The following is a 22,347-nucleotide window of genomic DNA, read 5'->3' on the forward strand; positions in this document are numbered from 1 at the left end:
ACTATCGCACCGCCCGATTCGGCCCGTCCACCGGGTTTTCCGTCCGGGCTTCGCCCCGGGCGGCCAGGCGACGGCCGACGCAGGCGGTGATGGCGGGGACGACCGCCTCCATCGCCGGGCGCCAGCCGGGGACGGAGTTGACCTCGCAGACGGTGTAGGTGTCCTCCGAGGCGAACAGCAGGTCAACCCCGGCGATGTCCAGGCCCAGGGCGCGGGCCGCGTCCACCGCCAGCTCCTCCGCGCGCGGGTAGCGCCCCCGGCACAGCGCGGCGGAGCCGCCCTTGGCGATGTTGGCGGTGAGGCCGCCGTTGCCGGAGGTGTGCAGCACGGCGTCCACCGGCTCGCCGTCGACGACGATGACGCGCAGGGTGCGGCCGTGGGAGTGGGCCACGTGCTCCTGGAACAGGAACGGCACCTCGTGCTGGAGACTGCCGGCCAGCGCGCGCAGCAGCTGGGCGTCGGGAGCGAGGAACACCTGCGTGCCCTTGCAGCCGCTGACGGACTTCACCACGCACGGCCCGTCAAGCCGAGGGCTGCGGACCACGCCTTCGAGCGGCGCGGTGGCGTAGGAGAGGGTGTCGGGCACGGGCAGTCCCGCCAGGGCGAGTTCCTGGAGCTGCCAGAGCTTGTTGCGGCTGGTGAGGTGGGCGTCGACGCCGTTGACCAGGGTGCTGCCCATGCGCTCCAGATGGCGGAGCAGGGTCACCTCGCGGTCGTCGCGCATGGGCCCCGCCACCTGGCGCACGCACACCACCTCGGGAGCGGGCAGCTCCGCGCCGCCGAGGGTGTGCAGCACCAACCGGCCGTCCTGGACGCCGAAGAGCAGCTCGTCGGTGTGCCAGACCGCGAAACGGTCGCCGTGGGCGGCCGCGAGGGCGTCGGCGAGCTCACGCGTGGACCTGCGCAGCGCGGTGGGGTGCTGCCGCACCAGCATCCATACGTGCGCGGGTGCAGCGATCACCGGGCGGGTACGGTCCTGTGGCTCCACACTGGCTCCTCGTCTCGACGCCGCCCTGGTGAGGGGCGGTCCGGAAGGGGCCAGTCTCACAGACGGCCCGGTGAGCGGCGGACGAGCGGCGAGGGCATGGCCGGGTCCCGGCCCCGGGCCGGGCGGCGCGGGGCCCGGCCGGACGGCCCGTGCGGGGCGGCCCGGTCCGCCGGAAAACCGGTTGACCGGGCTGCGGCGCCACGGGCTAGATTCCGTGCATGGCCGACGTTCAGGGCACATATGATGATCTGTTCACCGCCGTACCCCAGGCACTCGCGGCGCTCCTCGACTCGGGTGACACGGGGGCCTCGGCAGCCGTCTTCGTGGACGGCGAGCCGGTGGTCGACGTCTGGGGCGGCTTCGCCGACGCGGACCGTACGACTGACTGGCAGCGGGACACCCTCGTCAACACCTGGTCCGTCACGAAGACGATGACGGCGCTGTGCGCCCTGATCCTCGCGGACCGCGGCGCACTCGACCCGGACGCGCCGGTCGCCCGGTACTGGCCGGAGTTCGCGGCCGCGGGCAAGCGGGGCGTGCTGGTCCGCCATCTGCTCGCGCACACCGCGGGCCTTCCCGACTGGGAGGGGCCCGTCGAGGAGCTCTACGACTGGCCGGCCGCCACGGCGCGCCTGGCCGCGCAGACACCGCGCTGGGACCCGGGCACCGCGGCCGGATACCACTCGCTGACCCAGGGGTTCCTGGTCGGTGAGGTCATCCGCCGGATCACCGGCCGAGGCCCGGGCCGCTTCTTCGCCGAAGAGGTGGCCGGGCCGCTGGGCGCCGACTTCCACCTGGGCCTGGCGGCCGAGCACGACGGCCGGGTCGCGCTCGCGGTGCCGCCGCCCTCCCAGGGCGAGGACTACGCCGCGAGCGCCCCGGGCAGCGGCGCCGCGCCCTCCGATGCGACCGCGATCCGGGTCCGCGACGGCAACAGCGTCGCCTGGCGCCGCGCGGAGATCCCCGCAGCGAGCGGCTTCGGCAACGCCCGCTCGGTCGCGCTCGTGCAGTCGGTCCTGGCCTGCGGGGGAGCGGTGGGCGACGTACGGCTCCTGTCGAAGGCGGGCTGCGACCGCGCGTGGCAGGAGCAGTTCCACGGTGAGGACCGCGTCCTGGGCACCTCGATGCGCTACGGCATGGGCTACGGCCTGTTCGGCACCACCTACGGATGGGGCGGCTGGGGCGGTTCGCTGGTCATGGTCGAGCCCGACGCCCGCATGGCGGTGGCGTACGTGACGAACCAGCTGCGCCGGCCCGAAGAGGACAACCGGGGGCTGGACGTCGTGATGGCCGCCTACGACGGGCTCACGGCCCTGCGCGCCTGATCCCGCGGGGGCGCGTCACCTCCGTGCCACCCGTGCGAGCCGGTCGAGCTGCTTGTCGACCACCGCGCCGAGGGGGAAGCGGGGCGCGTCCCGGGCGCCGCGGTCACTCATGTCCACGGTGAGCGTGCCCACGCGCACCCAGGTGTGGTGGTCGACCAGCCGGGCGCCGTCCCGACCGGTCGAGCTCAGGTCGAAGGTGACCGCCTCGTCACCGAACTCCGCGGCCTTCACCAGGGATATCCGGGAGTTGAGCCTGCCCTCCGGGGTCTGCCCCACCAGCGCCCTACAGGTGGTGAGGCCGTCCGTCAGCCGCTGGAACCGCTCGGTGGCCCCGGTGCCCGCGTACGAGGCCAGCCAGGTGCGCCCGCCCCAGGTCCTGCCGCGCCACCAGAAGTCCTGGATCACGGACGCGGACGCGTGGTGGGCGACGAGCGCGTCGAACACGTCCTGGCAGCCGGGGCCCGGCACCCGCACCGGCGGATCGTAGCGGGGCACGGGCCCCTGCACCGAGGTGCTCTCGGCCCGCGGCACGTCCGCGTCCCGCAGGAGGAGGGACTTCAGTTTCCCCGCGGTGAGCGGCCGGGCCCCGGCCGACGACGGCGTGGCGGACGCCCGCGCGGCCGACGACGGGGCGGCCGACGCCGGTGCCGTGTCCTGCGACCGCCCGGCGTCCCCCGCCTCCTGCGCCGAACACCCGGCGACGACGGCCACCATCACCCCCACCGCCGCACCGACGACGCCCCGCTGCCCCCAACGCACCACCACTGCCCCCTTGATCGCCTCGGACCGAGCCGGGCAGACACTACGGCCCGACGGCACGGTCGAGCCACCCCGGCCCCGCCGGGCGGTGAGCCACGAACCTCCTGCGAGGAGCACCGGCATGACAGCCGAGACCGCGTACCACGGTGAGATGGGCGAGCAGTTCGCCGCACAGGCCACGGACAGCGCGTACAACGCGCACACCGAACGTCCCGCGATGCGGGAGTTGGCCGGTGAGGTGCGGGGACTGCGGGTCCTCGACCTCGGCTGCGGAGCCGGGCACCTCGCCGCCGAGTTCCTGGAGCGGGGGGCCGGGGCCGTCACCGGGGCCGAGGGCAGCGCGTCCCTCCTGGCGGCCGCGCGCGAGCGGCTCGGTGACCGTGCCGCCCTGCACCGGCACGACCTGGAGGAGCCGCTGACGTTCCTGCGCGACGGGACGTTCGACCTGGCCGTGATGGCCCTCGTCTACCACCACGTCGAGGCGCGCGGACAGCTGCTCGCCGAGATCCGGCGCGTGCTGCGGCCGGGCGGCACCCTGCTGGTCTCCACGTCCCACCCCACCAGCGACTGGGCTCGTCGAGCCGAGAGCCACCCAAGAGGCCCGGAGGGTCGATCCGCGCCGGTACGACAAGACCCACCACCAGCCGCTGTTCCTGGCCGTCAGGCTGCGTCGCCCGTGATGCCTCGCGGCCGGAGGGGCGCGACCGCTACGCGGCCGGGCGGACGGCGACCGCGTCGACCTCGAAGAGCATGCCCGGCAGGGCGAGCGAGGCGACACCACTGAGGGTCTGCGCCGGGAGGCGGTCCCCGAAGTGGGCGTGCAGGGTCGTGCCGAGGGCACGGAGCTTGTCGACGTCGTGGTCCACGATGTACGTGCCGAGACGGACGACGTGCTCGAAGCCGAGACCCACCCCTTCCAGGGCCGACCGCAGCCGCTCGAAGGCCAGGCCGACCTGGGCGGCGAAGTCACCGGGCACCGGGGCACCGGTGGCGTCGGAGGCGTACTGACCGCCGATGAAGACGAGTTCGCCGGGCGCCGATGCGGCGTGGCTGTAACCGAAGGGGGTCGGATCGTGGAGCGTGGTGGGGTTGGTGATGGTGCGGGCGTCGTGCGTCATGTCCTGGCGATCCTCTGTGACGGGCGGCCGCCGCGCGGTGCGAGGGCGGCACGCGTGGGGAGCCGATCGGGCCCCCGACTGCTTGAACGCTCTGGTGAACGTCCCGTGCCGGTCCTCGCATTCCGCTGGACAGAACATCTCCTGAACGGAGTTCAGTCCTTGGACTCCGGCTTCTCGGCGGCGGTGGCCGCGCCGTCGTCGACTCCCTTCGCCTGCTCGGGGGCGTCGGGCGTGCTGTAGAAGACGGAGTTCTTCTGCCGGGTGCGCTGGGCCTGGCCCTTGGCGACCAGCTTCTCCAGGGTGGTGCGCACGACCGTGGTCTTGATGGTGCGATCCGGGTGGCCCTGGGTGAGCGCGGTCGTCACCTCGGCGGCCGAGCGCGGTTCGCTCTGCTGTCCGAGGTGGGTGCGCACCAGCTCGATGAGGGTGGGACCCTCGGCGGGCTTGGGCTTGGGCTGCGGCTTGGCCTTGGCGGCCGCGGCCTTCTTGGGCGCGGTGCGCTTGGTGCGGGGCGTGGTCTCCCGGGGTGCGGGGACCCGTGCCTTACGGGCCGTTGCCTGCCGGACGGAGGCCGCGGCCCCGTCGTCCAGCAGCTGCTGCATCTTCAGCAGCAGCTCACGGTCGCGCTGCAGGGCGCGCAACTGCTCCTGCAGGGACTGCACTTCGGTACCGATACGTTCCTGCTCGGTGGCGTTGCGCTCGAGGTCGGCCGCGAGCTGCGCGGCGTAGTGACTCTCGAGTCCGGTCGGTGTGGCGAGGGCATCGGACATGACGTCCACCTCTCCTGAGTGCGAACGGGGTGTCGGCGGATCCTACCCGCATGTTTCTCGCCATGATCCTGCTCGGTCGGCGAGAGTTCGTCCGGCGGCGGGTGCGCGGGGCCCATGAGCGTGACACCTCATGGCCCACCACGACACCGTCCACCGGGCGAGGCAGGCAGGACATGGCTGCTTCTCTACCCAGGGGTCGGCCGTGTACCCAACCCGGCCCGTCGCAGTCCGCGTTGAACCGCCGCACCCCGGGGGAGGCAAGAGCGGCCGCGCGGTTGACTTCGCGGCCGAGCGGCCCCGACGGCCACCGGGGCGACGGGCCCGTGGTGACGGACGAGGCCCTTCCGGGTAGGGCCCTCCTGGGGGATGATCGCGTGATGAGCGAGATCATTCTGATGTCGGACCCGAGAGTCGCCGCGATACCCGTCGCCGAGTGCGGTGAACGGCTCGTGGACGTACGGCGCGACGGCCGCCTGCACGTCGACGACCGTGAGCAGGACCCGGCGGACGGCTTCGCGCACCTGCGGTCGGCGGACACCTTCGCCCAGCTGCGCGAGGGCGTCCTGGAGCGCCTGCTGAAGGCCCAGTCGCTGCTCCCGGCCGACGTGCGGCTGCTGTTCGTCGAGGGGTACCGGCCGCTGGCGCTCCAGCGCGCGTACTTCGAGGAGTACACGGACGAACTGCGGGCCCAGCACGCCGACTGGTCCGCCGAGGAGCTCCACGCGGCGACGAGCCGGTACGTGTCACCGCCCGAGATCGCCCCGCACAGCGCGGGCGCGGCTGTCGACCTCACCCTGGCCGACGCCGACGGACGCGAACTGGACCTGGGCACCCGCATGAACGCGGACCCCGAGGAGAGCGCGGGCGCCTGCTACACCGGCGCCGCCAACATCAGCGCCCGGGCCCGCGCCCACCGGGAGCTGCTCGGCTCCGTACTCACCGCCGCGGGCCTGGTGAACTACCCCACCGAGTGGTGGCACTGGTCCTACGGCGACCGCTACTGGGCCCTGCACACCGGCGCGGACGCCGCGCTCTACGGCCCGACGGAACACACCCCTTCGGCCTGAACGTCCCGGGCCCGGCGGGACGGAGACGGCCGCCACCGGCCAAGGGGCCCCGGCGAGCTGCCACCGGCGGGGCCGCCCGCCGGGCCCACCGCCCCCACCAGCGAAGATGTGCTCATGACTGAGGCAAACGAGCACCGCCGTACCGTCCTGGTCGTCGAGGACGACCCGGGAGTGCGCAGCACCCTGGACCACCTGCTGCGCTTCGAGGGCTACCGCGTCCTGCTGGCCCCCGACGGGCTGCGCGGGCTCGCCCTGATCGAGGAGGAGGTCCCGGACCTGGCGGTGGTGGACGTGGTCATGCCGGGCCTGGACGGCCTGGCCCTGTGCCGGATGCTGCGCCGGCGCGGCGACCGGCTCCCCGTGCTCGTGCTCACCGCCCGGGACCAGATCGGTGACCGCGTCGCCGGTCTCGACGCGGGCGCCGACGACTACCTGGCGAAGCCGTTCGCCACCGAGGAACTCCTGGCGCGCATCCGCGCGTTGCTGCGCCGCACCGCGCCCCCCGAAGCCACCACCGAGCTGCTGTCCTTCGGCGACCTCACCCTGGACCCCGCCACCCGGCAGGCCCACCGAGGACCCCACCCGCTCGACCTGACCAAGACCGAGTTCGACGTCCTGGAACTGCTGTTGGACAACCCGGGTGTCGTGCTCACCCGCGCCCAGATCTACGAGCGGATCTGGGGCTACGACTTCGACACCACGTCGCGCTCCCTGGACGTCTACATCGGCTATCTGCGCCGCAAGACCGAACACGACGGCGCCTCACGGGTGATCCACACCGTGCGCAACGTCGGCTTCACCGTCAGGTCGGCGTGATGGCACGCCCCCTTGCACGCCCCCTGGCACGGCTGACCCGCCTGACGCTGCGCACGAAGATCACCCTGGTGGTCGTGGCCGCGGCCGTGCTCGCCATCGGGGGCACCGTCGTCGCGTCGTACCGCAGCGTCAGCGACCTCGTCGCAGGCGAATTGGAACGCGGCCTCGAAGACCGCGCCGACACGGTCACCACCCTGCTCGGCGCCTCCCGCAAGCCCCCGGTGCGCCCCGACGTCACCGAGCAGGTGCTGCTCGCCGACGGCACCGTGCGCCCCCTCAACCCCGGCCGCGACCGCCTCCCGGTCTCGGACGCCGACCGCGAGGTGGCCCGCACGGGCACCGGGACCAGCCGCCAGGACGTCTTCGTCTCCGGCCGCGAGTACGGGGTGCTCACCAAGGCGCTGCCCGACGGGGGAGCGGTGATGGTCGGACAGCACTACCAAGGCGCCGCCCGCGTAGAGAACGCCTTCCTGTGGCGCGTCCCCTGGACCACCGTGGCCGCCACCGGCCTCTCGGCGGTGCTCAGCTGGATCGTCCTGGGCCGCATCCTGCGCCCGGTCAGCCGCCTCGCCCGCGCCACCGGACGCATCACCACCACCCAGGACCTGTCCACGCCCCTGCCGCCCGCGGGAACGGACGAGATCGGCCAGCTGACCCGCAGCTTCGACGCGATGCTGGGCGCCCTGCGCCGCTCGCGCGCCCAGCAGCAGCAACTGGTGCAGGACGCGAGCCACGAACTGCGCACCCCCCTGACCTCCGTACGCGGCAGCGCCGAGCTGCTCCAGCGGGCCCGCGGCCGACTCGACCCGCGGGACGAGGAGCAGATCCTCACCACCCTCGTCACGGAGACCACGGCACTCGACGAACTCGTCCGCGAACTCGTCGAGCTGGCCACCGACCGGTACACCGGGGAGGACCCGGCGAGCGTCGACCTGCCCGCCGTGGCGGAGGACAGCGCGCGGCGCTACCGCCAGCGCACCGGCCGCGAGATCACCGTCACGGCCGAGGGCCCCGTCCCGGTACGGGCCAGACCCCGGGCACTGCAACGCTGCGTGGACAACCTCCTCAACAACGCGGTGAAGTTCAGCGAGGCCCCCGCACCCATCGCCCTCCACATCGACGGGAACCGCCTGACGGTACGCGACCACGGCCCCGGCATCGCGCCGGACGACCTGGACGCCGTCTTCGACCGCTTCTACCGCGGCCCCCGCACCCAGTCCATCCCCGGCTCCGGCCTCGGTCTGGCCATCGTCCACGACATCATCACGGCCGACGACGGCACCGTCTTCGCCACCGGCGCCCCGGGCGGCGGCGCACAAGTCGGCTTCCAGCTCCCGGCCGACGGGCCGAGGCCCGGCCGGCGCTCGCTACAGTTCCCCCGTGAACGACACCCATGAGCAGCCCCCGCCGCCGGACTGGCGCGTCCTCGCCGTCGGCGGCGCCTCGGGAACGGGCAAGACCACGGTCAGCCGCGCGCTCGCGCGACGGTTCGCCGTCCCCGTCGTGGAGGTCGACGACATCGTGGAGGCGCTCCTCGCGGTGACCCGGCCCGAGCACCTGCCCGAGGTGCACATCTGGCGCACCCACCCCGAGGCGGCGCTCCAGGCGCCAGAGTCGGTCGTCGAGCGGCAGATCGCGATCGCCCGGGCGCTCGCCCCGGCCGTCGAGGCGGTGGTCGCCAACCACGTGGACACCGACACCCCTGTCATCGTCGAAGGCGACTACCTGCTCCCCGACCTGGTGAACTCGCTGGACGGCGTGCGGGCCGTCCTCGTCCACGAGGACGACGAGGCCCAGGTGACGGCCAACTACCTGGCACGCGAGCCGGAAGCCGGACCGCAGCACCACCGGGCCCGCGTCAGCGTGCTGTACGGCAGGTGGCTCGCCGACCGCGCCCGGACCCTGGGCGTGCCGGTCGTGGCCCCGCGGCCCTGGAGCGACCTGCCCCACCGCGTAGGCTGGGCCGTCGGCGAGCACGCGCTGAGCTGACGCCGCGGGCCTACCCGGGCCGCTCCCGCAGCACGTACTTCTGGATCTTGCCGGTCGATGTCTTCGGCAGGCTGGTGACGAACTCGACCCGGTCCGGCGCCTTGAAGCGGGCCAGGCGGGAGCGCACGTGGTCGATGAGGTCCTGGGCGGTCACCTCGACGTCGTCGGCGGCGGGGCCCAGGACCACGAAGGCCTTGGGACGTTCGCCCCACTTCTCGTCGGGCACGCCCACGACCGCCACCTCGTGCACCGCGGGGTGCGAGTCGATGGCGCGCTCGACCTCCACGGTGGAGATGTTCTCGCCGCCGGAGATGATGATGTCCTTGGCCCGGTCCCGGAGTTCGACGTAGCCGTCGGGGTGCCGCACGCCGAGGTCCCCGGAGTGGAACCAACCGCCGCGGAACGCCTCGGCGGTGGCCTCGGCGTCCTCGAAGTAGCCCGCCATGACGTTGTTGCCGCGCATGACGACCTCACCGAGCGTGGTGCCGTCGGCCGGGACGTCGCGCAGGTCCTCGTCGACGACGCGGAGCCCGTCCGTCTGGATCATGCCGACCCCCTGGCGGGCCCGCAGCGCGTGGCGTGCCGGGCCGTCCAGGGCGCCCCAGGAGGGCTGCGGTTCGCAGACGGCGTACGGGCCGTAGGTCTCGGTGAGCCCGTAGACGTGGACGACGTCGGCGCCGAGGTCCTCGACCCGGCGGATCAGGGTGGGGCTGGGCGGCGCGCCCGCGACCGTCACCGTGAGCGGGCGCCGCAGCCGATGGGCCTGCGGGGCGGTCGCGAGGGTGAGCAGGACGGTCGGGGCGCCGTTCAGATGCGTCACGCCCTCGGTGCCGAGGAGCCGCCAGACGTCCTCGGCGACCACCGCGCGCAGGCACACGTGGGTACCGCCGATCGCGGTGACGGCCCAGGCGGTGCACCAGCCGTTGCAGTGGAACATCGGCAGGGTCCACAGGTACACGCTCTCGGGCGTGTGCCGCGAGTGGAGCACCTCGCCGAGGGCGTTGAGGTACGCCCCGCGGTGGGTGTACATGACGCCCTTGGGCCGACCGGTCGTGCCGGAGGTGTAGTTGAGGGCGATGAGCGCGTTCTCGTCCGGCACGTCCCAGGAGAGCGGACGGTCGTCACCCCGGGCGAGGAACGTCTCGTACGGCGTGCCGAGTGCCGCCCCGGCGTCCGCGCCGACGACGACGGTCTCCCGGACCGACGCCGGGCCGCCGGGGTCCGGCCGGGCCGCGGCGAGCAGCTCCGCGTCGCCCACCAGGAGGCGGGCCCCGGAGTGGTCGCAGATGTGCCGGACCTCCGCGGGGGCGAGGCGGGTGTTCACCGCGACGAGCACGGCACCGGCCAGCGGCACGCCGAAGTGCGCGACGAGCAGTTCGGGGACGTTCGGGGCGAGGTAGGCGACCCGGTCACCGGGCGCCACTCCGGAGGCCCGCAGCGCGTGCGCGAGCCGTGTCGCCCGCGCGGCGAACTCGGCATAGCTCAGCCGTAGTTCGCCGTGCACGACGGCGGTCTTGTCGGGGTGGACCTCGGCGGCGCGGCGCAGGAAGGCCAGGGGGGTGAGGGGGGTGTGCATCGGCGTCCTCGGTGTCCGGTGGGGGCGGGGTTCAGGGACCGGCGAAGGCGGGCGCGGCGGCCAGGGCCTCGTCGACCAGGGTGGTGTCCCCGCTGACGCGGGCGAGGGCGGCGGCTTCGGCCGGGGTCCGGCGGTCCCCGGTGAGCAGGCAGAACTCCACGGCGTCGAGAGCGAGACGGGCGTCGGGCGGGCCCTGCGGCGAGGAGCGGCCCGGGTCGGTGAGCAGCCACGTGTCACCGCTCCGGCCGGTGAGTTCGAGGTGCAGGACGCGGTCCCCCAGAGGCGTGCCCCGCAGTCGCATGGCGAGCGGCAGCAGGCGTACGCCGAAGGCGCACATGAGGGACAGGGAGCGGGACGTGGGCGGCGGCAGCCGACGGCCCGTGCGCAGGGCGATGTCCCGGGTGTGGATCCAGGTCTCGAAGGCACGGGCGGCGGCGTGATGGGCCACGGTGAGCGCGGGGGCACCCCCGAGGGAGACGAGGCGCTCGGGGCCGGCCGCGGTGCCTCCCGCGCCGCGGGTGGCGTCGCCGAGCAGCGCGGCGCGCAGGACGTCGGCCTGGGCGCGCCAGGCCCGGTGCACCGACGCGGGGGACTGGCCGACCGCCCAGGCCGTACCGGCCCGGGTGCGGTCGGGGACGGTGTCACCCGCCAGGCCCAGCGGGCCCCGGGCCCCCGCGTCGAGCCCCTCGGCCAGGAGGCCGTCGGTCGCGGCGAGGTGGGCCACCAACTGGGCCACCGTCCAGCCCTCCACGGTGAGGGTGCTCCACTCCGCGTCGGCCAGGTCGCGCAGGACGGCGTCCAGCGTGGCCACCTGGTCGGTGTACGGGCGCAGGTGCGGCGGGACGGCGCGGGGAGCGGGCGGCCGCCGGGCGAAGGCGAGGGCGGTGACGCGGTCGTTCGGGGAGTGCGGGGAACCGGGCGGGTTCCTGGCGGCTCCGGGCAGGGCGGCGGCGTCGTACGGCGGCGGCTCGGCCAGCGCGGCGGTCGCCGGGTACAGGTGGCGCACCTCGGCCGCACACGTGGCGCAGCGCCCCAGGTGCGCCACCACGGCGGAGCTCTCCCGGTCCGAGCAGGCGTCGAGGAGCCACGCGCCCAACAAGGAACGCACCTGGGCGTGTTCGCCGGGTGCGGGGCGGGCGGCTCCGCTCATGGTGTGATCCCTTCCTCCGCGAGTGCCGCGGCCAGTGCGCGCAGGGCGGCCCGCAGGCGGGTCTTGGCGGTCCCTTCCGGGATGCCGAGGTCACCGGCCACCTGACGGTACGTACGGCTTCCGTAGTAGGCGAGGAGCAGCGGAGCGCGCAAGGTGTCCGGCAGCCGGGCCGCGGCGGAGCGTACACCGAGCGCCTCCAGGCGTGCGGTCACGGCCTCGGCGGTCTCGTCGTGGCCGGACGGCGCCGGCGGCTCGGCGGTCCTGCGGTGGCGCTCCTCGCGGCGGACCCAGTCGACGGAACGCCGGTGGGCGACCACGCCGAGCCAGGCGCGCAGCGGTCCACGCGCCGGGTCGTAGGACAGCGGGCTCTCCCACAGCCGCACGAAGACCTCCTGGACGACGTCGTCGGCGGCGCTGTGGTCGCGGGTGATGCGCACCGCGAGGGCCCGTACCAGCGGGGAGTACCGCTCGTAGATCTCGCGGAAGGCGTCTTCGTCGGCGGCCAGCAGGAGGGCCTGGACCTCCAGGCGGTCCTCCGGGACCGCCCGGGTCGCCTCGTCCAGCCCGCTGCGCGGCCGCGCCTGATGGGAGGAGGCCATGGCCGAAGTGTCCCGCGAACGCGGGGTTCCGGGGCCTTCCGGCGCGAATCGTTGCCGTCTGGCCGGTGCCGGTGGTCGCAACGGTCCGTACCCCCGTGACGGACCGGGCGGGCGCCGTGCCGCAGCGGCAGGAGCGGGGCTGGACGCGCAGGCGTACGGAGGAGTGGACGGGCACTCCCCGCACCCCCCGCACTCGTGTGTGCTCACCCCTCGCAGGCCGTCTCGGTCTCCGCGTCGCAGACGTCGGTGCCGTCGGCCCCGACGACCGCCGCCCGCTCGCCGAGGCAGTGCACCGGCAGGGTGAGCCGCCGGGTACGGATGCGTTTCTCGCGTGGGGCCACGGGCCCTCCCAGGTCTCTCGTGTCACCGGCACATGAGGCGGGGTGCCTCATGTCTGCGCGAGCGATTCGTTTGAGCCGGGCGGGCGGATTGCGCCCGCGGAGAGGAAGGGCCAGAGCTACGCCAACTGCTGCGCGTGCATGGACGCCTGACGCTACGTCGACCAGCGGAGCGGCACCCGGGTCGCGCGGGTTGAGGGTGAGGTGTCAGGGAGGGGAGAGGGGCGGGCGACCGTGCCATGCCCGTGGGCCGGGGTGACTGCTGTCTGAAAACCACTGGTGGCCGCGGCAAACGCCCTGCCGGGCAAGCTCACCGCATCGAGGTAATGCCCTGGGATTTCGTGGGTGGACGGGGCATACCCGCCGCTACTGTTCCCTGAGTTCTGGACCGGTTCACCGATATTAGCTGTGAGTTGTCAACTTTCAACAGTTATGCACAGGTACGCCAATGGCTGCCTGCAAATGCCTTATGAAGGAGCGCTTGCCCCATGACCGTTGACGCCAGCCGGGAGGCACCGCCGGAGCCGCCGCGCACCAGCCTGGGCACGGCGGCCGCCCGCAACCTCGCCACCACCACCAAGTCCGCCCCGCAGATGCAGGAGATCACCTCCCGCTGGCTGCTGCGGATGCTGCCCTGGGTGGAGACCAAGGGCGGCACCTACCGGGTGAACCGCCGACTGACGTACACCGTCGGCGACGGACGCATCGACTTCATCCAGGACGGCGCACGCGTCCGGGTCATCCCCCGGGAGCTCGGCGAACTGGCCCTGCTGCGGGACTTCGACGAGGACGACGTGCTGACCGCGATCGCCGACCGGTGCGTACAGCGCGACTTCCGCGCCGGTGAGGTCCTCGTGGAGCGCGGCGCCGCCGCCGAGCAGCTCCACCTCATCGCGCACGGCCGGATCAACCAGACCTCCGTGGGCCAGTACGGAGAGGAGGTCGCCGTCGCGGTGCTCGGCGACGGCGACCGGTTCGGCGACGACGCCCTGCTCGACTCCGACGCCACCTGGGACTTCACCGCCACCGCCGAGACCGACGGCACCCTCGTCACGCTCTCCCGCGACGACTTCGCCGCCCTGATGTCCTCGGCACCGAGCCTGCGGGCGCACGTCGAGCGGTTGAGCGCCCTGCCCCAGCAGCGGCAGAACCGGCACGGAGAGGCGGAGATCGCGCTCTCCGCCGGGCACACGGGCGAGCCGGTGCTGCCCGGCACCTTCGTGGACTACGAACTCCACCCGCGCGAGTACGAACTCTCCGTCGCCCAGACCGTCCTGCGGGTCCACACCAGGGTCGCCGACCTCTACAACGGCCCGATGAACCAGACCGAGGAACAGCTCAGGCTCACCGTCGAGGCGCTGCGCGAGCGCCAGGAGCACGAGCTGATCAACAACCGCGAGTTCGGCCTCCTGCACAACGTCGACCTCAAGCAGCGGATCCAGCCCCACGCGGGAACGCCGAGCCCCGACGACATGGACGCGCTCCTCTGCCGCCGCCGCGGCACCAAGTTCTTCCTCGCCCACCCCCGGACCATCGCGGCGATCGGGCGCGGCTTCAGCGCCCACGGGCTCTACCCGGACAACGTGGACCTCGGCGGACAGCAGGTCCCCGCCTGGCGCGGCGTCCCGATCCTGCCCTGCAACAAGATCCCGATCACGAAGGAGAGCACCAGCTCGATCCTCGCCATGCGCGTCGGCGAGGACAACCAGGGCGTCATCGGCCTGCACCAGACCGGTCTGCCGGACGAGTACGAGCCGGGCCTCTCGGTCCGCTTCATGGGGCTCAACGAGCAGGCGGTCACGTCCTACCTGGTGACCACGTACTTCTCCGCCGCCGTCCTGGTGCCCGACGCGCTGGGCGTGCTGGAGAACGTGCAGATCGCCCGCAGGCCCGACTAGCCGCCGAGGCCCGCCCACCCCACGTCACCTAGGAGTCACGGATGCCTGATCCCGGGCCCTCCCCCCTGCCGCCGAGCGCGATCGAACCCAACCCCGCGCTCGCCCGGGTGCTGCGCGGCCCCAGCGGCCTGGGCACGGCGGCCCTCAGCCTGGCCCGGCGCGAGGAGCTGCCCCTCCCACCGGTCGCGCCGGACCCGGAGCCGCTGGAGCCCGAGCCGCCGGAGCAGCCGCCCGCGGCCGGGGGCACGCCGATCCCCGGCCTCTACTACCACCCGGTGCCGGAGCCCGACCCCGTCCGGGTGGAGGAGGTCGGCCGCCGGATCAAGCGCTGGGCGGTGGACGAGGCCGAGGTGTACCCCCCGGAGTGGGAGGACCAGTTCGACGGCTTCTTCGTCGGCCGCTACATGGTCGCCTGCCACCCGGACGCGCCCACCGTCGAGCACGTGATGGCCGCCGCCCGGCTCATGGTCGCCGAGAACGCGGTCGACGACTACTACTGCGAGGACCACGGCGGCTCTCCCGTGGGCCTCGGCAGCAGGCTGCTGCTCGCGCACACCGCGCTCGACCCGCTCCACACGACGAAGGAGTACGCGCCGGACTGGGCCCTGTCCCTCCAGTCGGACGCCCCACGGCGCGCCTACGCCTCCGCCATGGAGTACTTCGTCCAGCTGGCCACCCCCACCCAGGCCGACCGGTTCCGGCACGACATGGCCCGGCTGCACCTGGGATACCTCGCGGAGGCGGCCTGGACCGAGACGGAGTACGTGCCGCAGGTCTGGGAGTACCTGGCGATGCGCCAGTTCAACAACTTCCGCCCGTGCCCCACCATCACCGACACCGTCGGCGGCTACGAACTCCCGGCGGATGTGCACGCGCAGCCCGCCATGCAGCGGGTCATCGCCCTCGCGGGCAACGCCAGCACCATCGTGAACGACCTGTACTCGTACACCAAGGAGCTCGCCAGCCCCGGCAAGCACCTCAACCTGCCCGTGGTGCTCGCCGAACGGGAGGACCTCTCCGAGCGGGAGGCCTATCTGAAGGCCGTCGAGGTCCACAACGAGCTCATGCACGAGTTCGAGGCCGAGGCCGCCCAGCTGGCCGCCTCCTGCCCCGACCCGCGCGTGCTGCGCTTCCTCAAGGGCGTGGCCGTCTGGGTCGACGGCAACCACTACTGGCACATGACCAACACCTACCGCTACAGCCTTCCCGATTTCTGGTAAAGGGGGACTTATCCATGTCCAGCACCGATCTCACCACCGATGTCACCTCTGTCAACGGCTCCGCGGACGCCTCCGTCTTCATCCCCACCCCGGCCACGCCCTACCAGGGCGACATCGCCCGCTACTGGGACCACGAGGCCCGCCCCGTCAATCTGCGCCTCGGCGACGTCGACGGCCTCTACCACCACCACTACGGCATCGGCGACGTCGACCGCTCCGCGCTCGGGGACATCGACGGCGACGGGTACGAGAAGAGGCTGATCGCCGAGTTGCACCGCCTGGAGTCGGCGCAGGCCGAGATGCTCCTGGACCACCTCGGCACGATCGGCCGCGACGACCTGCTCGTCGACGCGGGCTGCGGCCGCGGGGGTTCGATGGTCATGGCCCACCAGCGCTTCGGCTGCACGGTGGAGGGGCTGACGCTCTCGGCCAAGCAGGCCGAGTTCGGCAATCAGCGCGCCCTCGAGCTGGGCATCGAGGACTCCGTCCATTCGAGGGTCTGCAACATGCTCGCCATGCCCTTCGAGACGGGGCAGGCCGCGGGCTCGTGGAACAACGAGTCGAGCATGTACGTCGACCTCGAGGACCTCATGGCCGAGCACTCCCGCATCCTCTCCGTGGGCGGCCGCTATGTGACGATCACGGGCTGCTGGAACCCGCGCTACGGCCAGCCCTCGAAGTGGGTCTCGCAGATCAACGCGCACTTCGAGTGCAACATCCACTCGCGGCGGGAGTACCTGCGCGCCATGGCGGACAACCGCCTCGTCCCGCAGGCCGTCGTCGACCTGACGCCCGCGACCCTGCCGTACTGGGAGCTGCGGGCCACCTCGTCGCTGGTCACGGGCATCGAGGAGGCGTTCATCAACTCGTACAAGGACGGCTCGTTCCAGTACGTCCTGATCGCCGCCGACCGCGTCTGAGCCGTCGGCCGACCACGGGGGCGGGGCCCGTCGTCCGACGGGTCCGGCCCCCGCCGCACGCCCGCCGCCGGGACACGCGGCCGGCTCAGGTGGACTCTCCCACGGGGGGAGAGTCCACGATGGTGACGTGCGAGACGAACTTCTGACCATCGGGCGCTTCGCCCGGCTGTGCCGCCTCAGCGTGAAGCAGCTGCGGCACTACGACGAGACGGGGCTGCTCGCGCCGATACGCGTCGACGCCAGCTCCGGCTACCGCTACTACGCGCCCGGACAGGCCCGCGACGCGCTGACCATCGCCCTGCTGCGGGAGATGGACCTGCCCCTGGCCGTCATCGCCGAGGCCCTGGCCGCCGAGCCCGGACGCAGGGCGGAGCTGCTGCGCGCGGAACGGGACCGGCTCGCCGAGCGGATCAGCCGGGACCAGGCGCGCCTCGGCATGCTGGAGCGGCTCGAAGAGGGCGGTCTGCCCGGTTACGAGGTCACGGTCGCCGCGGAGCCCGCGCGGCATCTGGCGGTGACGCGGGCCACCTGCGCCGCCACCGAGATCGGGGACAAGGTCGGCGAGTGCGTGGGCCGGCTGCTGCCCCTGCTCGGCGGGGCGGCGGTCGGCTGGGAACCGCCGCTGTGGGGCCTCTACCCCTTGGACCTGGAGGAACGCACGCGGATCGCCGTGGGAGCCCAGACGCCGGAGGGCGCGCGCGTCCCGGGTCTGACGCGTGAGGTGCTGCCCGCCGGGCCCGCGGCCCACACCGTGCACATCGGGCCCTACGCCCAGCTGCCCCTGGCCTACAACGCCCTCTTCGCCGCCATCCACGAGCGCGGACTGCGCCCGCACGGCCCCGTACGGGAGGCCTATCTGGTCGGACCCGCCGAAGCACCGCCGGAAGAGCTGATGACCAGGCTGGTCATCCCTGTCGAGGAGAACGCATGACGCGCGTGAACGACGTCGATGCCCGCGGTATGCGGCACTGCGAGACCACAGCGCTCGACGTCCTGTTGAAGCACGAAGGAATCGAGCTGTCCGAGCCGATGCTCTTCGGCCTCGGCTCCGGGCTGACGTTCATCTACTGGGACAGCAAGAAGCAGGACTTCCCCTTCCTCGGAGGGCGCGTCAAACCCTTCGAGCTCACGAGGAACCTGGCCGCGCGGCTCGGCCTCGACCTCCAGGTCCGGGAGACCACGTCCGCCCGCAAGGCCTGGGAGAACGTGCGGGCCCCGCTCGACGACGGCCGGCCCGTCGGGCTCCAGCTCGACAGCTACTACCTTGACTACTTCACCTCGAAGGTCCACTTCGCCGGTCACGTCGTCGCGATGTACGGCTACGACGAGGACGAGGCCCATCTGGTGGACACCGCCCAGCAAGGGGGCGCGGTGACCACCACCCTGGCCGCCCTCGCCGAGGCCAGGGCCGCGCGCGGGCCCATGTCCGCCCGGAACCGCTCCTTCACCCTCACCGCCCCGGCCGGGGCGGCGGCGCCGCGGGACCGGATCGTCCCGGCCGTCACCGCCTGCGCCGAGGCCTTCCTGAACCCGCCCATCGCCAACCTGGGGCACCGGGGCATCGAGAAGGCCGGGAAGCTCGTGCGCACCTGGCTCAAGCGCAGCGACGACCCGCAGCGGGACCTGCCGCTCGCCGCCCTCCTGATGGAGCGCGGAGGCACCGGGGGCGCCCTGTTCCGCAACCTCTACCGCGACTTCCTCGCCGAGTGCGCCGAGCTGGTCGACAGCGACCGGCTGCGCACCGGGCACGCGCTGTACGCCGAGGCCGCGACGCTGTGGACCGAGGTGGCCGCCCTCGTCGAGAAGGCCGGTGAGTCGAGCGACGAGCGGTGCCTCGTGCAGGCGAGCACGGTGCTCGGCGAACTCGCCCGCATCGAGAGCGAGGCCATGCGGGAACTGAGCCTCCTGCGGGACTGAGGCGAACGCGCCACGTGCGCCGGGGCTCGGTGCGCTTCATGGGCGCGGCAAGAGGCTCTCCGCGGGCTCGTGCCGTCGGAACGTGGCGCGGTACGCGCTCGGCTGCCGGCCGGTGTGCCGGGCGAAGACCCCGCTGAACGTACCGGAGTCGCGGTAGCCGACGTCGGCGGCGATGCTCGCGACGGTCCTGTCGGTGGTCTCCAGGAGGTGTCTGGCGCGGCGGACCCGGGCGCCCTGCAGATAGGCGAGGGGCGTCTCGCCCGCTTCCTCGCCGAAGCGCCGGAGCATCGTCCGCGTGCTCACGCCGAACGCGCGGGCGAGGGCGGTCAGGTCGTAGCGGACGCCGAGGCGCTGGTCGAGCCAGCGCTTCACCCGCTGCGCGAAGCCCCTGCCCGAGGTGGGCAGCAGCTCCGGGTCGACGTACGCGGACTGGGTGGAACGCGCGTCGTCGAGGAGCGCGACGCGCGCCGTGCCGCGGGCGACGCGGGGGCCGTCGTGCTCGCGGACGAGCCGCAGCGCGAAGTCGTACATCGCACTGAAGGCGGCGGTGGTCGTCACGCCCCGGTCGGTGACGACCAACTGCTCCGGGCGGACCCGCACATCGGCGTACCGGCGTGCCAGACGGTCCGCGAACAGCCAGGACGTCGTCGCCTCGCGCCCGTCCAGCAGCCCGGCCTCGGCGATCAGGAAGGCGCCGACGCAGACCGACACGACGGCGGCCCCCGCGGCGGCCTGCGAGCGGATCGAGGCGGTTTCCGGCTCCAGGCCGGCGAGCGTCGCCGTGAGGTCGAGCGCGGGGGAGAGCTCGAAGCCCGGCACGATGACGACGTCCGCGGGGCGCGGTGCCGAGACGTCGAGGCGCGCGCCGCCGGAGGCGGTCACACGGCGCCGGGGCGAGACGACCGTCGCCTCGTAGGACGGCTCGGCCGCCCCCTGCGCCGCGGCGACATGCGTGGCCATGGTCAACAGGTCGAGGACGCCGTACACCTCCGACGCGAAACAGCCCGGGTAGGCCAGGACGCTCACGCGCAGCGGACTCATGCGGCACCTCCGGCGCCCGACGGGTGGCGAGATCACCGTGACACCTGGCGATACCGCCGCTTCTCTGGAAGGGCAGCCTCTCGCCATCCTGTGGTTCATGACAACCGAGCGAGTCCAGAGCGCCCCGTCGCGCACCCAGGCCGACCCGTTGGACGACTGGTCCCGCAGGACTGTCGAGGTCGGGGGCGTCAGCAAGACCGTGTACGTCGCCGGGTCGGGGCCGGCGGTCGTCCTCATGCCGGAGATGCCGGGCATCAGCCCCGACGTGGTGCGCTTCGCCCGGTGGACGCGCGATGCCGGGTTCTGCGTCTACATGCCTTCGCTCTTCGGCATCGACGGCGCGTATCCGCAGGCCGACGCGGTCGAGACCGTGGTCCGGCCCGCTTGCGTCAGCGCCGAGTTCCGCGCCTTCGCCGGAGGCGGTACCAGCCCGGTCGTGGAGTGGCTGCGCGGACTCGCCCGCGTGGCGCACGCCGAGTGCGGGGGACCCGGCGTAGGCGCCGTCGGGCTGTGTTTCACGGGCAACTTCGCCTTGAGCATGACGCTCGAACCCGCGGTGATCGCTCCCGTCGTCAACCATCCGTCGCTGCCGCTGGACGACCCCGGCGCTCTGGAGTTCAGTGCCGAGGACGCCGCCGCCGTGGCGCAACGCGTCGAGCGGGACGGGCTTCGGGTGCTCGGCTACCGCTTCGACAATGACAAGTGGTGCACGGGCCGACGCTTCGCGGCCTACCGCGCGCTGCTCGGTGACGCGTTCGACGGCCGTGTGCTGCCCGGCGGGGCCGCTCACGCGGACCCGCCGCCCTTCTTCCGCGACGTCGTCGGCTGTGCCCACAGCGTCGTCACGGCACACCTCGTCGACCAGGAGGGCCACCCGACGGTGCGGGCCCGCGACGAGATCATCGCCTTCCTCGCGGAACGGCTCGGTCTTTCGGCCACCCCGTCCGCGTGACGCGGTGGTGTGTGCCGAAAGACCGAGCCGTGACGTCAGCGGACGACGTCGAAGACGTTCTTCTGCAGGCCGTTGGCGTACGCCTCGTGCTCGACCAGCTTCAGCTTCTGGGTGTCCTTGTCCGTCTCGCTGAACAGGCGCTTGCCCGCGCCGAGGAGCAGCGGGAAGACGAGCAGGTGGTAGCGGTCGATCAGACCGGCGTCCGAGAGGCTCCGGTTCAGTCCCGCGCTGCCGTGGACGATGATCGGGCCGCCGTCGGTCTCCTTGAGCGCGGCGACGTCGTCGAGCGAGCGCAGGATCGTGGTCTCGCCCCAGTTCGACACCAGGTCGCCCTCCCCGAGGGTGGTGGAGACGACGTACTTCGGCATCACCTTGTAGTCCGCGAACTCCTCCATGTCGGGCCACACCGGGCTGAACGCCTCGTAGCTGACGCGGCCCAGCAGGATCGCCGTGGCCTCCTGCTGCTCCCTGCCCTTGATCTCGAACGCCTCGGGGAGGAACTCGACGTCCTTGAAGGTCCATCCCGAGTTGCGGTAACCGGGCTCGCCGCCGGGAGCCTCCACGACGCCGTCGAGCGAGATGAAGGCGGTGCTGATCAAAGTGCGCATCTGGGTTCCTCGGTCTCTTGTGCCCGGTGCGTGCGCCCGGTTCACGGCAAGTGGGGTCCGTGCGCCCTTCGGCCGCACGCGCGGCGTCGTTCGCACCAACATCATCTATGACTGCCGGGCACGGAGAAACTCATCGGTCGCCCGTTCGCGTCGCCGCCGGGTGCTAGTGAGCGAGCTGCCGGGCGGGCGCGGGCGCCGGGGTGGGGTCGTCGGTCGCGAAGCGCGGCACCTCGTCGTTCTCGTCCCGGTTGCCGTTCTTCTCGTGGATCCACTTGCCCGCGAGGGCCGGGATCCAGGCGGAGAACTCGCTCTGGGTGAGGTCGGCGGGCACCTTGGCGCCGAGCCGGTTGAGGTCGGCGGCGGGCAGCCGCAGCGTCGGGTCGATGCGTTCGGCGGGGGCGTTCACCATCGCGGCGTCCCACACCTGGAGGGCGAACGTCGTGCAGTTGCGGGCCGGGGTCCCGGCCCAGCCGCCGGTGAGGAGGTACTTCCAGGTGGGCAGCAGCGTGTACTTCTCGTCGGCCTGCTTGCGCCGGTCGATCTCCTTCTCGAAGGCGCTCTGTTGGGTGGGGGTGAGCGCCTTGCAGCGGGCCGCGCGGGGCGCGTACGCGCCGTTGCGGTCCTGCTTGCGGCTCGGCCGGTCCCATTCGATCAGCGGCTTGCCGGGCGTGTTGACGTCGTAGCCGGTGTAGTTGATGGACATGCCGTCCACCGGGCTGCCGTCGCCGTTGCGGCCGTCGGGGTCCTGCGGCTGGAACGAGTAGGTGTCGTAGCGCGCGGTGGCGCCTCCGGCGAGCTTGCGCTCGAAGGCGCCGTCCGCGTTGAAGTGCACCAGCCAGCTGTGGCCGAAGACGTGCTGGCTGACGTTGAGTTCGTAGAGGAGCTTGTTCGTCTGCTCGCCGTAGGAGAGCTTTCCGTACTTGTTCTGGAAGTCCTCGGACTTCCAGAGCGCGTAGGCACGGGTGCCCACGTCCCAGACGTAGCCGCCGGTGGTCCTGTCGGTGATCTCGGTGCTGTAGACGCACAGCGTGTTGTCGGCCGGTGCGGCGGACCGGGGGGCGGGCGCCGACGGCTCCGCCGCGGCGGCCGGTGCGGAGACGGCGGCCGTGGCGAGGACGGCCACGGCACAGGAACGGGTGAAGAAAGAGCGCAAAGTCACGGCAAAGGTATACATGCGGTGACCCGTTCATGATCATTTAGGGGGTCGGTTTCTCGCCAGGGCGGCCGCGTGGCCGCGCGGCCGCCGAGGGGCGGGTCCGCGGGTACGCGTGCCGCTTCACCCGGGACGGTCCGACG

The 22,347-nt window shown here is 72.9% G+C and carries 22 protein-coding genes and 1 pseudogene; 12 read left to right on the forward strand and 11 right to left on the reverse strand.

Features of this window, described 5'->3' with window-relative positions; genetic code table 11:
* Position 1 precedes the first annotated feature (1 nt).
* On the reverse strand, positions 2-988 hold the full coding sequence (locus tag C9F11_RS41230; RefSeq protein WP_249402100.1) for a RimK family alpha-L-glutamate ligase: 987 nt from the start codon (positions 986-988) through the stop codon (positions 2-4).
* A gap of 218 nt (positions 989-1,206) precedes the next feature.
* On the opposite strand from C9F11_RS41230, the gene C9F11_RS41235 reads away from it, so the two are divergent.
* Positions 1,207-2,313, forward strand: coding sequence for a serine hydrolase domain-containing protein (locus C9F11_RS41235; RefSeq protein WP_138965498.1), 1,107 nt, complete (start codon positions 1,207-1,209; stop codon positions 2,311-2,313).
* A gap of 15 nt (positions 2,314-2,328) precedes the next feature.
* Here C9F11_RS41235 and C9F11_RS41240 read toward each other — a convergent pair whose 3' ends face one another.
* The gene (locus C9F11_RS41240) at positions 2,329-3,075 is read right to left on the reverse strand and encodes a hypothetical protein (protein WP_138965500.1); all 747 of its coding nucleotides are present in this window, start codon (positions 3,073-3,075) and stop codon (positions 2,329-2,331) included.
* Between the two features lie 118 nt (positions 3,076-3,193).
* On the opposite strand from C9F11_RS41240, the gene C9F11_RS41245 reads away from it, so the two are divergent.
* Entirely contained in the window at positions 3,194-3,856 is a 663-nt protein-coding gene (locus tag C9F11_RS41245) for a class I SAM-dependent methyltransferase (RefSeq protein WP_249402101.1), read from the forward strand.
* On the opposite strand, the gene C9F11_RS41250 is transcribed toward C9F11_RS41245, so the two are convergent.
* Both C9F11_RS41250 and C9F11_RS41255 read right to left on the reverse strand, forming a co-directional pair.
* Positions 3,780-4,190 (reverse strand): RidA family protein, encoded by a 411-nt coding sequence (locus tag C9F11_RS41250; protein ID WP_138965502.1) that lies wholly within the window; start codon positions 4,188-4,190, stop codon positions 3,780-3,782. The genes C9F11_RS41245 and C9F11_RS41250 overlap by 77 nt on opposite strands.
* A gap of 152 nt (positions 4,191-4,342) precedes the next feature.
* Positions 4,343-4,960: a hypothetical protein gene (locus tag C9F11_RS41255; RefSeq protein WP_138965504.1), complete on the reverse strand. Its 618-nt coding sequence runs from the start codon at positions 4,958-4,960 to the stop codon at positions 4,343-4,345.
* Between the two features lie 377 nt (positions 4,961-5,337).
* Here C9F11_RS41255 and C9F11_RS41260 point away from each other — a divergent pair, with 377 nt between their 5' ends.
* The 4 genes from C9F11_RS41260 (at position 5,338) to C9F11_RS41275 (ending at position 8,832) form a co-directional block, all read left to right on the forward strand.
* A complete protein-coding gene (locus C9F11_RS41260) occupies positions 5,338-6,027 on the forward strand; it encodes a M15 family metallopeptidase (protein ID WP_138965506.1) in 690 nt (229 codons plus the stop codon).
* A 114-nt stretch (positions 6,028-6,141) separates the two neighbouring features.
* The gene (locus C9F11_RS41265; protein WP_138965508.1) at positions 6,142-6,843 is read left to right on the forward strand and encodes a response regulator transcription factor; all 702 of its coding nucleotides are present in this window, start codon (positions 6,142-6,144) and stop codon (positions 6,841-6,843) included.
* Positions 6,843-8,240 carry a HAMP domain-containing sensor histidine kinase gene (locus C9F11_RS41270; RefSeq protein ID WP_138965510.1) on the forward strand — a complete coding sequence of 466 codons (1,398 nt, stop codon included), beginning with the start codon at positions 6,843-6,845 and terminating at the stop codon, positions 8,238-8,240. Before C9F11_RS41265 ends, C9F11_RS41270 begins: the two co-directional genes overlap by 1 nt.
* The gene (locus C9F11_RS41275) at positions 8,224-8,832 is read left to right on the forward strand and encodes a hypothetical protein (RefSeq protein WP_171076019.1); all 609 of its coding nucleotides are present in this window, start codon (positions 8,224-8,226) and stop codon (positions 8,830-8,832) included. Before C9F11_RS41270 ends, C9F11_RS41275 begins: the two co-directional genes overlap by 17 nt.
* Before the next feature lie 10 nt (positions 8,833-8,842).
* Here C9F11_RS41275 and C9F11_RS41280 read toward each other — a convergent pair whose 3' ends face one another.
* The 4 genes from C9F11_RS41280 to C9F11_RS47825 form a co-directional block, all read right to left on the reverse strand.
* Complete coding sequence (locus tag C9F11_RS41280; protein ID WP_138965512.1) at positions 8,843-10,408, reverse strand: long-chain-fatty-acid--CoA ligase; 1,566 nt, start codon at positions 10,406-10,408, stop codon at positions 8,843-8,845.
* A gap of 31 nt (positions 10,409-10,439) precedes the next feature.
* A complete protein-coding gene (locus tag C9F11_RS41285) occupies positions 10,440-11,558 on the reverse strand; it encodes a DinB family protein (protein WP_138965514.1) in 1,119 nt (372 codons plus the stop codon).
* Positions 11,555-12,157 carry a sigma-70 family RNA polymerase sigma factor gene (locus C9F11_RS41290; RefSeq protein ID WP_138965516.1) on the reverse strand — a complete coding sequence of 201 codons (603 nt, stop codon included), beginning with the start codon at positions 12,155-12,157 and terminating at the stop codon, positions 11,555-11,557. Before C9F11_RS41290 ends, C9F11_RS41285 begins: the two co-directional genes overlap by 4 nt.
* A gap of 203 nt (positions 12,158-12,360) precedes the next feature.
* The gene (locus C9F11_RS47825; protein WP_171076020.1) at positions 12,361-12,498 is read right to left on the reverse strand and encodes a hypothetical protein; all 138 of its coding nucleotides are present in this window, start codon (positions 12,496-12,498) and stop codon (positions 12,361-12,363) included.
* A 485-nt stretch (positions 12,499-12,983) separates the two neighbouring features.
* On the opposite strand from C9F11_RS47825, the gene C9F11_RS41295 reads away from it, so the two are divergent.
* From C9F11_RS41295 to C9F11_RS41315, 5 genes and pseudogenes are all read left to right on the forward strand, one after another.
* Positions 12,984-14,393: a family 2B encapsulin nanocompartment shell protein gene (locus C9F11_RS41295; protein ID WP_138965518.1), complete on the forward strand. Its 1,410-nt coding sequence runs from the start codon at positions 12,984-12,986 to the stop codon at positions 14,391-14,393.
* Positions 14,394-14,488: 95 nt separating this feature from the next.
* Positions 14,489-15,613 (forward strand): annotated as a pseudogene (locus C9F11_RS41300) (family 2 encapsulin nanocompartment cargo protein terpene cyclase); the annotation flags it as partial.
* Positions 15,614-15,627: 14 nt separating this feature from the next.
* Complete coding sequence (locus C9F11_RS41305; RefSeq protein WP_138965520.1) at positions 15,628-16,533, forward strand: geranyl diphosphate 2-C-methyltransferase; 906 nt, start codon at positions 15,628-15,630, stop codon at positions 16,531-16,533.
* Positions 16,534-16,660: 127 nt separating this feature from the next.
* Positions 16,661-17,464, forward strand: coding sequence for a MerR family transcriptional regulator (locus C9F11_RS41310; RefSeq protein WP_138965522.1), 804 nt, complete (start codon positions 16,661-16,663; stop codon positions 17,462-17,464).
* Positions 17,461-18,450 carry a BtrH N-terminal domain-containing protein gene (locus C9F11_RS41315; RefSeq protein ID WP_138965523.1) on the forward strand — a complete coding sequence of 330 codons (990 nt, stop codon included), beginning with the start codon at positions 17,461-17,463 and terminating at the stop codon, positions 18,448-18,450. Before C9F11_RS41310 ends, C9F11_RS41315 begins: the two co-directional genes overlap by 4 nt.
* 36 nt (positions 18,451-18,486) lie before the next feature.
* Here the strand turns inward: C9F11_RS41315 and C9F11_RS41320 are convergent, their stop codons facing one another.
* Positions 18,487-19,491: a helix-turn-helix domain-containing protein gene (locus C9F11_RS41320; protein ID WP_138965525.1), complete on the reverse strand. Its 1,005-nt coding sequence runs from the start codon at positions 19,489-19,491 to the stop codon at positions 18,487-18,489.
* A 97-nt stretch (positions 19,492-19,588) separates the two neighbouring features.
* Here C9F11_RS41320 and C9F11_RS41325 point away from each other — a divergent pair, with 97 nt between their 5' ends.
* Positions 19,589-20,443, forward strand: a complete 855-nt coding sequence (locus C9F11_RS41325; RefSeq protein WP_138965527.1) for a dienelactone hydrolase family protein — start codon at positions 19,589-19,591, stop codon at positions 20,441-20,443.
* Positions 20,444-20,478: 35 nt separating this feature from the next.
* Here the strand turns inward: C9F11_RS41325 and C9F11_RS41330 are convergent, their stop codons facing one another.
* The gene (locus C9F11_RS41330; protein ID WP_138965529.1) at positions 20,479-21,051 is read right to left on the reverse strand and encodes a dihydrofolate reductase family protein; all 573 of its coding nucleotides are present in this window, start codon (positions 21,049-21,051) and stop codon (positions 20,479-20,481) included.
* Between the two features lie 163 nt (positions 21,052-21,214).
* Positions 21,215-22,210 carry a hypothetical protein gene (locus C9F11_RS41335; protein ID WP_138965531.1) on the reverse strand — a complete coding sequence of 332 codons (996 nt, stop codon included), beginning with the start codon at positions 22,208-22,210 and terminating at the stop codon, positions 21,215-21,217.
* Positions 22,211-22,347 lie beyond the last annotated feature (137 nt).

The organism is Streptomyces sp. YIM 121038, assembly GCF_006088715.1.
Lineage (GTDB): Bacteria > Actinomycetota > Actinomycetes > Streptomycetales > Streptomycetaceae > Streptomyces.

Excerpts from the sequence above, each read along its gene's own strand:
- C9F11_RS41235 (WP_138965498.1), top strand. The coding sequence starts at position 1,207 with ATGGCCGACGTTCAGGGCACATATGATGATCTGTTCACCGCCGTACCC.
- C9F11_RS41245 (WP_249402101.1), top strand. The coding sequence starts at position 3,194 with ATGACAGCCGAGACCGCGTACCACGGTGAGATGGGCGAGCAGTTCGCC.
- C9F11_RS41250 (WP_138965502.1), bottom strand. The coding sequence starts at position 4,190 with ATGACGCACGACGCCCGCACCATCACCAACCCCACCACGCTCCACGAT.
- C9F11_RS41255 (WP_138965504.1), bottom strand. The coding sequence starts at position 4,960 with ATGTCCGATGCCCTCGCCACACCGACCGGACTCGAGAGTCACTACGCC.
- C9F11_RS41260 (WP_138965506.1), top strand. The coding sequence starts at position 5,338 with ATGAGCGAGATCATTCTGATGTCGGACCCGAGAGTCGCCGCGATACCC.
- C9F11_RS41265 (WP_138965508.1), top strand. The coding sequence starts at position 6,142 with ATGACTGAGGCAAACGAGCACCGCCGTACCGTCCTGGTCGTCGAGGAC.
- C9F11_RS41270 (WP_138965510.1), top strand. The coding sequence starts at position 6,843 with ATGGCACGCCCCCTTGCACGCCCCCTGGCACGGCTGACCCGCCTGACG.
- C9F11_RS41280 (WP_138965512.1), bottom strand. The coding sequence starts at position 10,408 with ATGCACACCCCCCTCACCCCCCTGGCCTTCCTGCGCCGCGCCGCCGAG.
- C9F11_RS41285 (WP_138965514.1), bottom strand. The coding sequence starts at position 11,558 with ATGAGCGGAGCCGCCCGCCCCGCACCCGGCGAACACGCCCAGGTGCGT.
- C9F11_RS41290 (WP_138965516.1), bottom strand. The coding sequence starts at position 12,157 with ATGGCCTCCTCCCATCAGGCGCGGCCGCGCAGCGGGCTGGACGAGGCG.
- C9F11_RS41295 (WP_138965518.1), top strand. The coding sequence starts at position 12,984 with ATGACCGTTGACGCCAGCCGGGAGGCACCGCCGGAGCCGCCGCGCACC.
- C9F11_RS41305 (WP_138965520.1), top strand. The coding sequence starts at position 15,628 with ATGTCCAGCACCGATCTCACCACCGATGTCACCTCTGTCAACGGCTCC.
- C9F11_RS41315 (WP_138965523.1), top strand. The coding sequence starts at position 17,461 with ATGACGCGCGTGAACGACGTCGATGCCCGCGGTATGCGGCACTGCGAG.
- C9F11_RS41320 (WP_138965525.1), bottom strand. The coding sequence starts at position 19,491 with ATGAGTCCGCTGCGCGTGAGCGTCCTGGCCTACCCGGGCTGTTTCGCG.
- C9F11_RS41325 (WP_138965527.1), top strand. The coding sequence starts at position 19,589 with ATGACAACCGAGCGAGTCCAGAGCGCCCCGTCGCGCACCCAGGCCGAC.
- C9F11_RS41330 (WP_138965529.1), bottom strand. The coding sequence starts at position 21,051 with ATGCGCACTTTGATCAGCACCGCCTTCATCTCGCTCGACGGCGTCGTG.